Here is a 13896-nt window from a genome sequence, read left to right as displayed (position 1 = left end):
TCCGGGCAACACCGGTCAGCGACGCGAGGCGGCCGCGACACGCTCCTCGGCGATAGTGCGCGCCGCCGCGCTGGTGGGTCTCCCGTCCGCCGCCGACCTCCTGAAGATCTCGGCGAGGGTTTCGCCGATGGCGTCCACGCGCCGGTGGACGTCTTCCCACTCCAGGGTCCCGGAGCGCTCCATCGCGAGCTGGATCATCCCGCCGGCGTTGGCGACGAAGTCCGGAGCGTAGAGCACTCCTCGTGCGTGCAGGGCCGCACCGTGCCGGACCTCGTCGCCGAGCTGGTTGTTCGCGGCGCCTGCCACCACCGGGGCAGCGAGCCGGTCGAGGCTCACGTCGTCGATCACCGCGCCGAGGGCGCACGGAGCGAAGACGTCGACCTTCTCCTCCAGCACGGCGTCCACCGCGCAGGGCGCGGCGCCGAACGCGTCGGTCGCGGCCCTCACGAGGTCGTCGCGGATATCGGCGACGACGAGTTCCGCCCCCTCCGCGGAGAGAAGGGAGCAGAGGTTCCACCCGACATTGCCCAGTCCCTGGACCGCGACCTTCACCCCGGCGAGGTCGGGGGCGCCTAACCGGTGCCGGAGGGCCGCGGCGACGGCGGCCCGGCAGCCTCTTGCGGTGCTCGGCGAGGGATCGCCGCTCCCGCCCATCGCGGGAGGCATGCCCATGACATGCGGCGTGACGCGACGGATGGCAGCCATGTCCTCGACGGTCGTGCCGACGTCCTCGCCAGTGACGTACCGCCCACCGAGCGCGTCGACCGCCCGGCCGATGCCCTCCAACAGTGCCGCGCTCTTGTCGCGGACCGGGTCGGCGAGGACGACCATCTTGCCGCCGCCGTAGGGCAGGCCGGCGACGGCTGCCTTCGCCGTCATGCCCCGGCTCAGGCGAAGCACGTCGTGCAGTGCCGCGGACTCGTCGGCGTAGGGCCGGATGCGGCAGCCGCCGAGCGCCGGCCCCAGGGCAGTGCTGTGGACGGCGATGATGGCGCGCAGCCCGGGCGTCGGCGCGAAGACCACCAGCTCGTGGTGGTCGAGGTCGGGTGATGTGAAGAGCCCGGGCGCGGGAGGCGAGAGCGTCGTCATGCCCCCAGCGTGGGCCGCGCTGGAGGCAGGTGTCTTGGTCGAAACCGAAGCTTGCACGGGACGGTGCGAGCGGGCCACGCGGCCCATCCTCGCTACCGAAATCGAAGATCCACTCCTGCGACACGCTGATCTTGCAACAGGCTCGAAAGTGCTCACAAGGCGGAGAACTTGCGTCCCGCGGGGGTCGCCCACAGAGTCGTCCGGTGGCCACGGTCGATCTGCCCTCCCCCCGCACCCGCCCGGAGACCGCGGCGGAAGCGCTCGAACGGACTCTCCGGGAGCGTGTCGACGGCGAGGTCCGCTTCGACAACGGGTCGCGCGCCGCCTACGCCGTCGACGCCTCGAACTACCGTCAGGTCCCGATCGGCGTCGTCGTCCCGCGCTCGATCGACGCCGGCGTCGAGGCGCTGGCCGTGTGCCGCGAGCACGACGTGCCCGTGCTGTCCCGCGGCGGCGGCACGAGCCTCGCGGGTCAGTGCTGCAACGCGGCCGTGGTGATCGACTGGTCGAAGTACTGCACGCGGATCGTGTCCGTGGACGAGGACGCCCGCACCTGCGTCGTCGAGCCGGGGATCAAGCTCGACGACCTCAACGCCGCGCTCCCCGGCCGCCTGATCTACGGCCCGAAGCCCGCGACGCACGTGAGCTGCACGCTCGGCGGGATGATCGGCAACAACTCCTGCGGCTCGACCGCACAGGTGTTCGGCAAGGTCGCCGACAACGTCCGGCGTCTCGAGGTGCTCACCTACGACGGGCTGCGCATGTGGGTCGGGCCGACGACCGAGGAGGAGTACGCGGCGATCCAGGCCGCGGGCGGGCGGCGCGCGGAGATCTACCGGGGCCTGCGCGCGATCGCCGAGGACCACGCGGGGCTCGTCGCGGAGCGCTTCCCCGACATCCCGCGGCGCGTCTCGGGCTACAACCTCGACGACCTCGTGCCCGGGCCGGATGTCGACGGCTCGGGCTTCCACCTCGCCCGCGCGCTCGTGGGCTCGGAGTCGACGCTGGTCACGGTGCTGCACGCCGAGCTGGACCTGGTCACCGAGGCCCCGCACACCGCGCTGGTCGTGCTCGGGTTCGACGACGTCGTCGCCGCCGCGCGCTGCGTCGACGCGATCCTGCCCCACGCCCCGCACTTCCTGGAGTGCATCGACCGCAACATCGTCGAGTTCCAGCGCGCCCGGGGCGTGCACCAGCGCGCGATGGCCGCGATGCCCGAGGGCCACAGCTGGCTGATGGTGCAGATCCGGGACGAGGATCCGTCACGGGTCATCTCCCGCGCCGAGGCGTTGGCCTCGGCGCTCGACGACCACGGGCCCAGCATCCTCACCGTCACCGACCGCGCCGAGCAGGCCGAGCTGTTCGCGATCCGCGAGTCCGCGCTCGCCGTGTCCGCCCGCGACCCGCGCACCGGCGTCGACAACTACGAGGGCTGGGAGGACGCCGCCCTGCCCACCGACCGGCTCGGCGACTACCTCGCCGAGTGGGTCGCGCTGCTCGAGGAGTACGGCTTCACCGAGAGCACCGCGATCTACGGGCACTTCGGGCACGGCTGCATCCACACCCGCATCCCGTTCGACCTCAACTCGCCCGCCGGGGTCGCGGACTACCGCACGTTCATGGAGCGCTCGGCCGACCTCTGTGTGACGTACGGCGGCTCGCTGTCGGGCGAGCACGGCGACGGGCAGTCGCGCGGCGAGCTGCTCGAGCGGATGTACGGCCCGGAACTGGTAGCGGCCTTCGAGTCGGTGAAGGCGCTGTTCGACCCCCGCCACCGCATGAACCCCGGCAAGGTCGTGCACCCCTACCGCCTCGACGAGCACCTGCACGTCGGGGCCGACTACGCCCCCGCCGACCCGGCGCCGACGTTCGCGTACCCCTCCGACGACGGCCGCTTCACCCGCGCCGTCGAACGATGCATCGGCGTCGGCCGCTGCCGGCGCACCGACGGGGACGTCATGTGCCCCTCGTACCGCGTCACCGGCGAGGAGCACCACTCCACGCGCGGGCGCTCGCGGCTGCTCCGGGAGATGCTGCGCGGCCACGCCGACTCGCCGATCCGCGACGGCTGGCGCTCCACCGAGGTCCGCGACGCCCTCGACCTCTGCCTGGCGTGCAAGGGCTGCCTGTCGGACTGCCCGGTCAACGTCGACATGGCGACCTACAAGGCCGAGTTCCTGCACCACCACTACGCGAAGCGGCCGTGGCGCCGGCCGCGCTCGCACCTGTCGATGGGTTGGTTGCCCGCGCTCTCCCGGGTCGCGTCACCGCTCGCGCCGCTGGTCAACCGGGTGACGTCGTCGCGGGGCGCCGGCCTGCTCAAGCGGGCCGGCGGCATCGACGAGCGGCGCGCGATCCCGGCGTTCGCGACGCCGCGGTTCTCCCACTGGTACCGCGCGCGGGGTCCGCGTGGGACGGGTGAGCGCGGCGAGGTGCTGCTGTGGCCGGACACGTTCACCGAGTTCCTGCACCCGCGCGCCGGCGCCGACGCGGTCCGTGTGCTGGAGGCGGCGGGGTTCACAGTGCGGCTGCCGGGAGACGTCGCGGAGCGGAGCTCGACCCGTGGGGGACCGCGGGAGCTGTGCTGCGGGCTGACCTGGGTGACGACGGGTCAGCTCGGCGTCGCCGCGCGCGTGCTCGGGCGCACGCTCGACGCGCTCGCGCCCGCCGTCGGGACCGGCATGCCGATCGTCGGCCTCGAGCCCAGCTGCATCGCGGTGTTCACCGACGACGCGCCGAACCTGCTGCCCGGACCGCGGGCCGATGCGGTCGCCGCGGCGACCACGACGCTCGGGCGCCTGCTCGCCGATCGCGCCCCGGACTGGGTACCGCCGGGGATCGCGGGCCGCGAGGTGATCGTGCAGCAGCACTGCCACCAGCACGCCACCGGCGGCTACGGCGCCGAGACCGAGGTGCTGCGCCGCGGCGGCGCCGTCGTGGAGGTGCTCGACTCCGGGTGCTGCGGGCTGGCGGGCAACTTCGGGTTCGAGCAGGGGCACTACGAGGTGTCCGTGGCGTGCGGTGAGCAGGTGCTGCTCCCCCGGGTGCGCTCCGCTGATGCCGGCACCGCGGTCGTCGCCGACGGGTTCTCGTGCCGCACGCAGATCGACCAGCTCACCGACCGGCGCGGCGACCACCTCGCGACCCTCCTCGCCACCGGCCTCCCCGACGAACCCCTCCCCTGGCCCACGTGAGTACTTTCCTGGCCTATCGGCCCGGGAAGTACTCACGAGCAGCGGAGGCAGCTCCGGAACGGATCGGCCCACCCCATGGTGCGCAGGGCGACCTCCACCTCCCTCGCCGTCCGGCAGGGCGCGGTCGACACCTCGGTCCAGCCGTAGGGCAGAGCAGTGGAGGAACTCATGACGGCTGCCACGGACCGCCGACGGTCGACCAGTGCCGTGAGCTTGTCCGCGTGCGAGAAGTAGCCGTCCAACCGCACGATGACCCGCCCTCCGGGCATGTCGTAGACGACGTCCTCGTATCGCCGCTGCCCGTCCACCATGACCGGCTGCTGCCGGCGTCCGCGAGGAAGCCCGTGGGCGTCCTCCACGTCGTCGCGGTAGGCCAGCTCGAGCACGGAGTCGATGCCCTCGCGGAGGAGGGTGACGGCATCGCCGATGGCGCGCCCGTACCGCCGCGGCTTCCGGAGCTCGACGCCCCTCCCGAGGGCCACGGCGTCGATCCGATGCGCGACGGCGAGCTCGTGCACCAGGTGCGTCGCCTCCGACGGCGTCGAGGCGGCCACGGCGAGATCCAGGACGGTGTGCACGCGATTCGTGCGCGGCGGCTCGACGTCACGCGCTCCGATGTGGGCGAACGCGCGGGAACGGTGGACGCGGAGGCCGTCCGCACGGACGGCGGCGCGGCCGTACTCCACGGTGACGTGGATCGGCCGCTCGGCGACGGCCGGCACCATGCCCCACAGCTCGCCCGCGGTCTCGTGGCTCAGCAGCGCGCCGCCCCGACAGGCCAGGAGCGCGCCGACGCGCCGGGCCTCGGCAGGGACCGGGCCGTTGTGCAGGACGTACACCCCGCGATGGAGGCGTTGCCACCGGCCCGCGCTCACCTGCGCATCGATGCCGTCCTCGGTGAAGCCGCGACGGAACAATTGCTCGATCGTCACCACGTCGTGCTGAGCGCGGCGCAGAGCTCGCCACCCGTCCAGGTCCAGGTCCAGGTCATCCATGCTCTGTTTGACGCGGCCTGCTCACCGCCGGATCCATCGGACTCGTTGTGAGCACTTTCCGGGCCCATAGGCCCGGAAAGTGCTCACATGGGGAGGGCGGCGCGCAGGCGGGCGAGGGACTCGGCGAGGACGGGGCGGGACATGGCGAGGTTGAGACGCATGCCGCCGCGTCCCGCCTCGCCGCATGCCGCGCCGTCGGTCATCACCACGCCGGCCTCGCGGGTGAAGAACGCCGACGGGGGTTCGTCGAGCCCCAGCGACCGCGCGTCCAGCCACGCCAGGTAGGTCCCGTCGGGCACCGTCACCTCGATGCCGGGCAGATCCGCCGCGGCGAGCAGAGCCCGGTTGCCCTCCAGGTAGTCGATCACCTCGTCGAGCCAGTCGCGCCCGTCGCGGTAGGCCGCGGTCGATGCGAGCACACCGGGCGTCGCGGTGCCGTGCTCGGCGAGGTAGCCCGTCGCCGTCCAGTGCTCCGCGTCGGCGGCGTTCGACAGCACCACCTGCCCGCACTTGAGCCCCGGCAGGTTCCAGGCCTTCGACGCCGAGGTCGCCGTGACCGTGTGCGCCGCCGCCGCGTCGGAGGCCGTCGCGTAGGGGCGGTGTCGGGCACCGCCGAACGTCAGCGGCGCGTGGATCTCGTCGCTGAAGACCCGCGCGCCGCGCCGGTCGACGATCTCGGCCACCGCGGCGAGCTCGTCGGCGTCGAACACCCGGCCGGTCGGGTTGTGCGGGGTCGTGAGCACCAGGAGCCCCGCGCCGTCGGCGAAACCGCGGTCGATCGCGTCGAGGTCCAGCTCGAAGCGCCCGTCACGCGAAGGCGTCGGCACCTGCACCAACCGACGGTCGATCATCCCGGGCACGGTCAGGAACGGCATGTACGCCGGGGTCGGCAGCAGGATCGGGCTCCCGGGGCGCGTGAAGTGCCGGACGGTGGCCGTGAACGCGGTCAGCACGTCGGGCACCGGACGCACCCACGACGGGTCGGGCGCCCACCCGAACCGGTCACCCCAGAACGCCGAGCACGCCGACGCCATGTCGTCGACCCAGTCGTCGGGCAGGTAGCCGAACGCCGACGCGTCCGCGGACCACCGCACGGCGTCGGCCACGGCCGGCGCCACCGGATAGTCCATCTCGGCGACGAACGCCCCGATCAGCCCGCGGCCGTGCGACTCCCCGGGCGTCGACCACTTCCACGACCCGCCCGCCCGCATGTGCTCGGCGGTGAGCTCATCGAACCGGTGAGCCACTAACGGGTGTCCTCGCCGATCTTGTGCACGCGCAGCAGGTTGGTCTTGCCGACGGTGCCGGGCGGTGAGCCGGACACGATCACCACGAGCTCGCCCGCGGCGAAGCGCCCGATCTCGAGCAGCGACGCGTCCACCTGGCGGATCATCGCGTCGGTGGTGTCGGCCCAGGGCACGAGGAAGGTCTCGACGCCCCAGCTGAGGGCGAGCTGGCTGCGCACCTCGGGGACCGGCGTGAACGCCAGCACCGGCAGCCGCGTGTGCAGGCGCGCGAGGCGCCGGACCGTGTCGCCGGTGCGGGTGAACGCCACCAGCGCGCGGGCGTTGAGACGCTCGCCGATGTCGCGCGCGGCCGTGGTGACCACGCCCCGCTGGGTGCGCGGCACGTGCTGGATCGGCGGCACCGAGGCCGGCCCCACCTCGACCGCGGCCACGATGCGCGACATCGTCGACACCGTCTCGATCGGGTACTCGCCGACGCTCGTCTCGCCCGAGAGCATCACCGCGTCCGCGCCGTCGAGCACGGCGTTGGCGACGTCCGACGCCTCGGCGCGGGTCGGACGGAAGTTGTGGATCATCGACTCGAGCATCTGGGTCGCGACGACCACCGGCTTGGCGTTCTCGCGCGCGATCTGGACCGCCCGCTTCTGCACCAGTGGCACGTCCTCGAGCGCGAGCTCCACGCCCAGGTCGCCGCGCGCCACCATGATCGCGTCGAACGCCAGCACGATCGCCTCGAGCGCGTCGACCGCCTCGGGCTTCTCGAGCTTGGCGATCACCGGCAGGCGGGCGCCGGTCTCGTCCATGATCTTGTGGACCAGCTCGGCGTCGGCGGGCGAGCGCACGAACGACAGGGCGATCATGTCGACGCGCAGCCCGAGCGCGAAGCGCAGGTCGGCCTCGTCCTTGTCGCTCATCGCCGGCACGGAGACCGCGGTGTTGGGCAGCGAGATCCCCTTGTGGTCGGAGACCCGGCCGCCCTCGAGGACGCGGGCGACGACGTCGCGCCCCTCGACCGCGGTGACCTCGAGGGCCACGTTGCCGTCGTCGACCAGCAGCGACTCGCCGGGCCGGCAGTCGTCGGCGAGGCCGGAGTAGGTGGTGGAGACCCGGTCGTGGGTGCCCTCGACGTCCTCGGTGGTGACGCGGACCGTCTCGCCGGCGGCCCACACCTGCGGGCCGTCCGCGAACGTCCCGAGGCGAATCTTCGGGCCCTGCAGGTCGGCGAGGATCCCGACCGCGCGGCCCTCGGAGTCGGCCGCCTCGCGCACGAGACGGTAGATGCGTTCGTGCTCGGCGTGGGTGCCGTGGCTGAAGTTGAGGCGAGCGACATCCATCCCCGCGCGGACCAGGTCGCGGATGGCTTCCGGTGAGGACGTCGCCGGCCCCAGCGTGCACACGATCTTGGCTCGTCGGCTCACGGCCCCATGCTAGTCGGTTCTGCACCGATCCAGCAGACGCGGTGCGACGACGACCCGCCGTTCGCGAGCCGGACTACGGTGAGCCGATGAGCCCGCCGTCGCCGTCGGATCCCGCCGGGGATCCGGACCCGGAGGGACGGAGACCGAGCGACCCCGAGCTCGACACCCCGGGCCGTCCCGGTCCCCCGAAGGACATCGGCGATCTGCCGGGCGGGGAGGTCGTCGACCGCGGTCCCGAGGCCGTCGTCCGCCCCGCACGGCGGTGGGAGGTCCCGGTCGGGCTCGAGATCGCGAGCGGACTCGCCTGGCGGGTGCTGCTGCTGGCCGCGGCGGGCTACGCGGTCCTCTACGTGATGGGATTGCTGTCGGCGGTCCTCATCCCCGTGGTGCTCGCCGTCATCGGCGCCTCGCTGCTCGCGCCCGAGGCCCACGCACTGTCGCGGCGCTGGCGCGCCGTCCCGCACGCGCTGGCGACCGCGCTCGTGCTCTTCGCCGGCATCGCGATCGTCACCGCCGTCTTCTACGGCGTCGTGCTCGCGTTCATCTCGGGCCTGCCGGACCTGACCACGCAGCTCACCGCGAGCCTCACGGGCATCCAGGACTGGCTGCGCACCGGGCCGCTCGGGCTCAACAACGAGCAGTTCACCGCGATCGGCAACCAGGCCATCGCCTACCTGCAGTCCAGCCAGGCCACGCTCGCGTCCAGCGCGATCGGCGCCGTCGGCACCGTGGGCGAGCTCTTCACCGAGATGCTGCTGACGCTGTTCGCCCTGATCTTCTTCGTCTACGAGGGCGGGCTCGTCTGGCGGTTCGTGCTCTCCGGCGTCCCGAGGACCGCGCGCGACCGCGCCGACATCGCCGGGCGGCGGGCGTTCGCGTCGCTGGTCGGCTACACGCGGGCGACGGTCCTCGTCGCCGCCGCCGACGCCGTCACCGCCGGCCTGGGACTGTGGCTCATCGGGGTGCCGTTGGCCGTCCCGCTGGCCGCGCTGATCTTCTTCGGCGCCTTCGTCCCGACGCTCGGCGCCGTCGTCACCGGCGTCGTCGCCGTCCTCGTCGCCCTGGTCAGCGGTGGGCTCACCGACGCGCTGCTCGTCGTCCTGCTCCTCATCGCCGTGCAGAACATCGAGGGCTACATCCTCCAGCCCCTGCTGCTCGGCCGGTCGATCAAGCTGCATCCGCTGGCGGTCGTCCTGCCCATCGCCTGCGGTCTCGTCATCGCCGGCATCCCCGGCGCGCTTCTCGCGGTGCCGCTGGTGACGGTGCTCGACGCCGGCATCCGCTCGCTGGTGCGCCCGTCGGACGGCTCCGGCCTCGACCCCGCGACCGTGGACCCGCTCGACCCGCGCTCCGCCCGCCCGGAGTGGCACGACGCCGAGGCCACCCGCCCGGGCGAGGGTCTCCGCAGCCTCTTCCGGCGGCGCCGCCAGCACCCCTGAAACCACTATGGCGCCATCATGGCGCCATTGACTCTTGTTAATGGTGCCATCGTGCGCCAAGATGGCGCCATGCAGCTGAACGTCTACGTCGACCGGCTCCGCGAGGAGTTCGCGGCGGCCGCCGAGGCTGCCGGCGACGACGTCCGGGAGGTCGCCGAACGCCTCGTCACCCCCCTCGACGCCGCCACGCGCCTCGTGCTGCTCGAGGCGCTGGCCGCCGCCACCGAGGAGATCACGCTCGACCTCGCCCCGGGCTCGGTGCACCTGCGGCTGCGCGGCCGCGACCCCGACTTCGTCGTCGCACCCGCCGTCGAGACGCCCGCGCCGCCGGCAGCGACCGAACCAGAAGCTCACGACGGCCCCTCGGCCCGCGTCAACTTCCGCCCGCCGGAGAGCCTCAAGGCCCGCATCGAGGAGGCCGCCGCGCGCGACGGCCTGTCGGTCAACACCTGGCTCGTCCGCGCCGCCACCGCCGCGCTCGGCGGCCGCGCCGACGCCGCCCCCCGCCCCGGCAGCAGCTCGACCTCCGGCGGGCGCGCCGGCTGGTTCGGCTGATCCGGCACCACACCGACGCACCGTCTGTGAACACGCGGGGTCCCCGGACCCCGAGGAGGCGATGACCCGTGCCCACGTTCGACACCCCCACACCGATCACCGCGACCGTCGACCTCCCGATCGGCGAGGTCCACATCGTCGCGACCGACCGCCCCGACACCACCGTCGAGGTCCACCACTCCCCCGCCGACCGGGCCGAGGCCGAGGCCGTCGCGATCGAGATGTTCGGCAGCGAGACGGGCGGCGGGGAGCTCCGCATCCAGGGACGCCGGCTCGGCCTGCGGGGTCTGCGGATCCCCACTCCCGGCCGGTCGCTCGAGGTCGAGATCGGCCTGCCGACCGGCTCGGCAGTGAGCGTGCGCTCCGGCTACGGCGGCATCCGGTGTGAAGGCCGCCTCGGCGGCTGTCGCGCCGAGAGCTCCTACGGCGACATCCGGGTCGAGGCCGCCGAGGCCGTCGACCTCACCACCGGCTACGGCCAGGTCCGGGTGACGGGCGCCGTCGCGGGCGACGCGACGGTACGCGCCGACCACGGCGAGGTGCGCCTCGGCCACATCGGCGGGGACGCCGGCCTGACCACCAAGCACGGCACGGTTCACGTCGACGGTGTCGAGGGCACCGCGCGCGTCACCGGCGTGCACGGTGTCCTCGAGGTCGACGCGGCCGCCGGCGACGTCGAGGTCCGCAGCGCCTACGGCACCGTGCGCCTCGGGCGCGTCATCCGCGGCGAGGTGTCGCTGACCAGTACGCACGGCCGCCTCGAGATCGGTGTCGACCCGGCCAGCGCGGTGTGGCTCGACGCCGACACCCGCGGCACGGTCCGCAACGCCCTCGAAGCCCGCCCGGGACCGGAGGGGTTCGCCGAGACCGTCGCCATCCACGCCCGCTCCCGCGACGGCGACGTCGTCGTCCGTCGCGCCTGAGCCACCCACACATCCCCGGAGCGGACGGCCACGCGTCGCCCGCCGACCGGACCCGCCCGCATCCAGGAGGGACTCACATGGCGGCCGAACCCGCGATCAGCGTCGCGGACCTGCACCACTCGTACGGCACGCACGCGGTACTGCGCGGCGTCGACCTCGACGTCGCACCCGGCACGGTGTTCGCGCTGCTGGGACCCAACGGTGCCGGCAAGACCACCGTCGTCTCGATCCTGTCCACGCTCGTCCGCGCCGACGCCGGCCGCGTGCGGGTCGCGGGCCACGACCTCGCGACCGACCCCGACGCCGTGCGCGCCGCGATCGGGGTGACCGGCCAGTTCTCGGCCGTCGACGGGCTGCTCACCGGCACCGAGAACCTGCAGCTCATGGCCGACCTGCACCACCTGCCGCGATCCCGCGGACGAGCCCGCGCCCGCGAGCTGCTCGAGCAGTTCGACCTCGTCGACGCCGCCGCGAAGCCGGCCGGCTCCTACTCCGGCGGGATGCGCCGGCGCCTCGACCTGGCCATGACCCTCGTCGGCACTCCCGAGATCATCTTCCTCGACGAACCGACGACGGGGCTGGATCCCCGTAGCCGACGTGACCTGTGGACGAACGTCCGGGCCCTCGTCGACACCGGCGTCACCGTCTTCCTCACCACCCAGTACCTCGAGGAGGCCGACCGGCTCGCCGACGACGTCGGCGTCCTCGACGACGGCCACCTCGTCGCCCGGGGCAGCCCGGCCCACCTCAAGACCCTCGTCCCCGGCGGCCACGTCCGCGTGCGGTTCGCCGACCACGCCGATCTGGACGCCGCCGCCGGCGCGGTGTCCGCCGGCGTCCCCGATCCCGACGCGCTGACCCTCCAGGTTCCCGCCGTCGGGGTGCCCGACCTCCGCGCCCTGCTCGACCGGCTCGACGCGGCGGGCGCCGCTCCGGACGAACTGACCGTGCACACCCCCGACCTCGACGACGTGTTCCTCGCCCTCACCGGGCACGCGACGACCCCGATCACCCGAGAGGTGCCCGCACCGTGACCGCGCCGACGACCCCGACCCTCACCGCCCGCCCCGTCACCGACTCCCTGACGATGGTGCGCCGGCGCCTCGCCCACATGCGTCGATACCCGTCGCTGACGATCATGCTGATCGGACAGCCGATCGTCTTCCTGCTGCTGTTCGTCTACGTCTTCGGCGCCACCATGGGCGCCGGGCTCGCCGGGCCGGGCGGCGGTCGCACCGAGTACCTCACGTTCATCACGCCCACGATCCTGCTCATCACCGTGGCCAGCGTCGCCCTCGCGACCGCTCTCGGCGTGGCCACGGACATGACCGAGGGCATCGTCGCCCGCTTCCGGACCATGGCCATCGCCCGCGTCAGCGTGCTCACCGGGCACGTCGTCGGCGCCGTCGTCCAGACGGCGATCGCGCTCGCCGTGGTCCTGGCCGTCGCCCTGCTGCTCGGCTTCCGGAGCAGTACGGCCGATCCGCTCGCCTGGCTCGGTGTCGTCGGGCTGCTGGCCCTCGTGACGCTCGCGCTGACCTGGTTCACCGTCGCCCTCGGGCTGGCCGCCGGCAGCGTCGAGACCGCCAGCAACACCCCGATGTTCCTGCTCCTGCTGCCCTTCCTGGGCAGCGGGTTCGTCCCCACCGACTCGATGCCCGCCGGGTTGCGCTGGTTCGCCGAGTACCAGCCCTTCACGCCCATGATCGACACACTGCGCGGGCTGCTCACCGGTGCCTCGGACCTCGCCGGCCCGGCCGGGGCCGCAGTCGCGTGGTGCGTGGTGATCACCGCCGGCGGCTACGTGTGGGCGAAGCGCCTGTTCAACGCCCGCACCGGCCGCTGAGGGCCGGCGTCAGCTCGCCGACGTCACCCGGTACACGTCGTAGACGCCCTCGACGTTGCGGACCGCCTTGAGCACGTGCCCGAGGTGCTTCGGGTCGCCCATCTCGAAGGAGAACCGGCTGACCGCGACGCGGTCGCGGGACGTCGTCACCGACGCGGACAGGATGTTGACCTTCTCGTCGGCGAGGACCTTGGTGATGTCGGAGAGCAGGCGGTGCCGGTCGAGCGCCTCGGCCTGGATGGCGACGAGGAACAGCGCGCTCGAGGAGGACGCCCAGTGCACGTTGACCAGGCGCTCCGGCTCGCTGCGCAGCTCGTCGGCGTTCGTGCAGTCGGTGCGGTGCACGCTGACCCCGCCGCCGCGCGTGATGAAGCCCAGGATCCCGTCACCCGGCACCGGCGTGCAGCAGCGGGCGAGCTTGATCCACACATCGGACGAAGCGCCGTCGCCGGCGCCGTCGTCCATGTCATCGAGCACCACACCGACGTCGCCGGTGCCGCGCCGGCGCTGCACCGTCGAGGGCGTCGCGCGGTCGGCGAGCTCCTCCTCGTTCTGCTCGACGCCGCCGAGCAACGCGACCAGGCGCTGCACGACGTGCCGGGACGACACGTGGTGCTCGCCGACCGCGGCGTAGAGCGCCGACACGTCCTGGTAGCGCAGCTCGTGGGCCAGCGCGGACATCGAGTCGGCGGAGACGAGGCGCTGCAGCGGCAGGCCGGTGCGGCGCGCCTCCCGGGTGATCGCCTCCTTGCCTGCCTCGATCGCCTCCTCGCGGCGTTCCTTGGCGAACCACTGCTTGATCTTCTGCTTGGCCCGCGGCGACGCGACGAACGACAGCCAGTCGCGCGACGGCCCGGCTCCCTCGGCCTTCGAGGTGAAGATCTCGACGACCTCGCCGTTCTCGAGCTCGCGCTCGAGCGCGACGAGCCGGCCGTTGACCCGGCTGCCGATGCACTTGTTGCCGACCTCGGTGTGCACCGCGTAGGCGAGGTCCACCGGGGTGGATCCGCTGGGCAGCGTGATCACGTCGCCCTTCGGCGTGAACACGAAGATCTCGCGGGTGGCGAGGTCGTAGCGCAGCGACTCGAGGAACTCGCCGGGGTCCGCGGCCTCACGCTGCCAGTCGAGCAGCTGGCGCATCCAGGCCATCTCGTCGAGCTCGAGAGTGCCATCGCCCCCCGAGCCCCCCG

The 13896-nt window shown here is 73.1% G+C and carries 11 protein-coding genes; 6 read left to right on the top strand and 5 right to left on the bottom strand.

Features of this window, described 5'->3' with window-relative positions:
* Positions 1–15: 15 nt before the first annotated feature.
* Positions 16–1089 (bottom strand): Glu/Leu/Phe/Val family dehydrogenase, encoded by a 1074-nt coding sequence (locus AC2A1K_RS28525; protein WP_483899728.1) that lies wholly within the window; start codon positions 1087–1089, stop codon positions 16–18.
* A gap of 203 nt (positions 1090–1292) precedes the next feature.
* Between AC2A1K_RS28525 and AC2A1K_RS28520 the strand changes: the two genes are divergently transcribed.
* Positions 1293–4283, top strand: a complete 2991-nt coding sequence (locus AC2A1K_RS28520; RefSeq protein ID WP_483899727.1) for an FAD-binding and (Fe-S)-binding domain-containing protein — start codon at positions 1293–1295, stop codon at positions 4281–4283.
* A 32-nt stretch (positions 4284–4315) separates the two neighbouring features.
* Here the strand turns inward: AC2A1K_RS28520 and AC2A1K_RS28515 are convergent, their stop codons facing one another.
* From AC2A1K_RS28515 to pyk, 3 genes are all read right to left on the bottom strand, one after another.
* Positions 4316–5278, bottom strand: coding sequence for a type IV toxin-antitoxin system AbiEi family antitoxin domain-containing protein (locus AC2A1K_RS28515; RefSeq protein ID WP_483899726.1), 963 nt, complete (start codon positions 5276–5278; stop codon positions 4316–4318).
* Between the two features lie 83 nt (positions 5279–5361).
* The gene (locus AC2A1K_RS28510) at positions 5362–6525 is read right to left on the bottom strand and encodes a MalY/PatB family protein (protein ID WP_483899725.1); all 1164 of its coding nucleotides are present in this window, start codon (positions 6523–6525) and stop codon (positions 5362–5364) included.
* On the bottom strand, positions 6525–7943 hold the full coding sequence (gene pyk / locus AC2A1K_RS28505) for a pyruvate kinase (protein WP_483899724.1): 1419 nt from the start codon (positions 7941–7943) through the stop codon (positions 6525–6527). The genes AC2A1K_RS28510 and pyk overlap by 1 nt, the downstream gene beginning before the upstream one ends.
* 86 nt (positions 7944–8029) lie before the next feature.
* On the opposite strand from pyk, the gene AC2A1K_RS28500 reads away from it, so the two are divergent.
* The 5 genes from AC2A1K_RS28500 to AC2A1K_RS28480 all read left to right on the top strand — a co-directional run bounded on the left by AC2A1K_RS28500 (position 8030) and on the right by AC2A1K_RS28480 (position 12706).
* Entirely contained in the window at positions 8030–9382 is a 1353-nt protein-coding gene (locus AC2A1K_RS28500) for an AI-2E family transporter (protein ID WP_483899723.1), read from the top strand.
* A 69-nt stretch (positions 9383–9451) separates the two neighbouring features.
* A complete protein-coding gene (locus AC2A1K_RS28495; protein ID WP_483899722.1) occupies positions 9452–9937 on the top strand; it encodes a hypothetical protein in 486 nt (161 codons plus the stop codon).
* Between the two features lie 68 nt (positions 9938–10005).
* Complete coding sequence (locus tag AC2A1K_RS28490; protein WP_483899721.1) at positions 10006–10860, top strand: DUF4097 family beta strand repeat-containing protein; 855 nt, start codon at positions 10006–10008, stop codon at positions 10858–10860.
* A gap of 77 nt (positions 10861–10937) precedes the next feature.
* Positions 10938–11894: an ATP-binding cassette domain-containing protein gene (locus AC2A1K_RS28485; protein WP_483899720.1), complete on the top strand. Its 957-nt coding sequence runs from the start codon at positions 10938–10940 to the stop codon at positions 11892–11894.
* A 53-nt stretch (positions 11895–11947) separates the two neighbouring features.
* Complete coding sequence (locus AC2A1K_RS28480; protein WP_483899777.1) at positions 11948–12706, top strand: ABC transporter permease; 759 nt, start codon at positions 11948–11950, stop codon at positions 12704–12706.
* Between the two features lie 9 nt (positions 12707–12715).
* Here AC2A1K_RS28480 and AC2A1K_RS28475 read toward each other — a convergent pair.
* Positions 12716–13896, bottom strand: a 1181-nt coding sequence (locus AC2A1K_RS28475) for a TGS domain-containing protein (RefSeq protein WP_483899719.1), incomplete at its 5' end; no start/stop codon positions are given.

Source organism: Actinomycetospora sp. 2LY8.5, from assembly GCF_057180585.1.
Note: the sequence above shows the minus strand (reverse complement) of the source record. Positions and strands in the feature narration are given on the sequence as shown.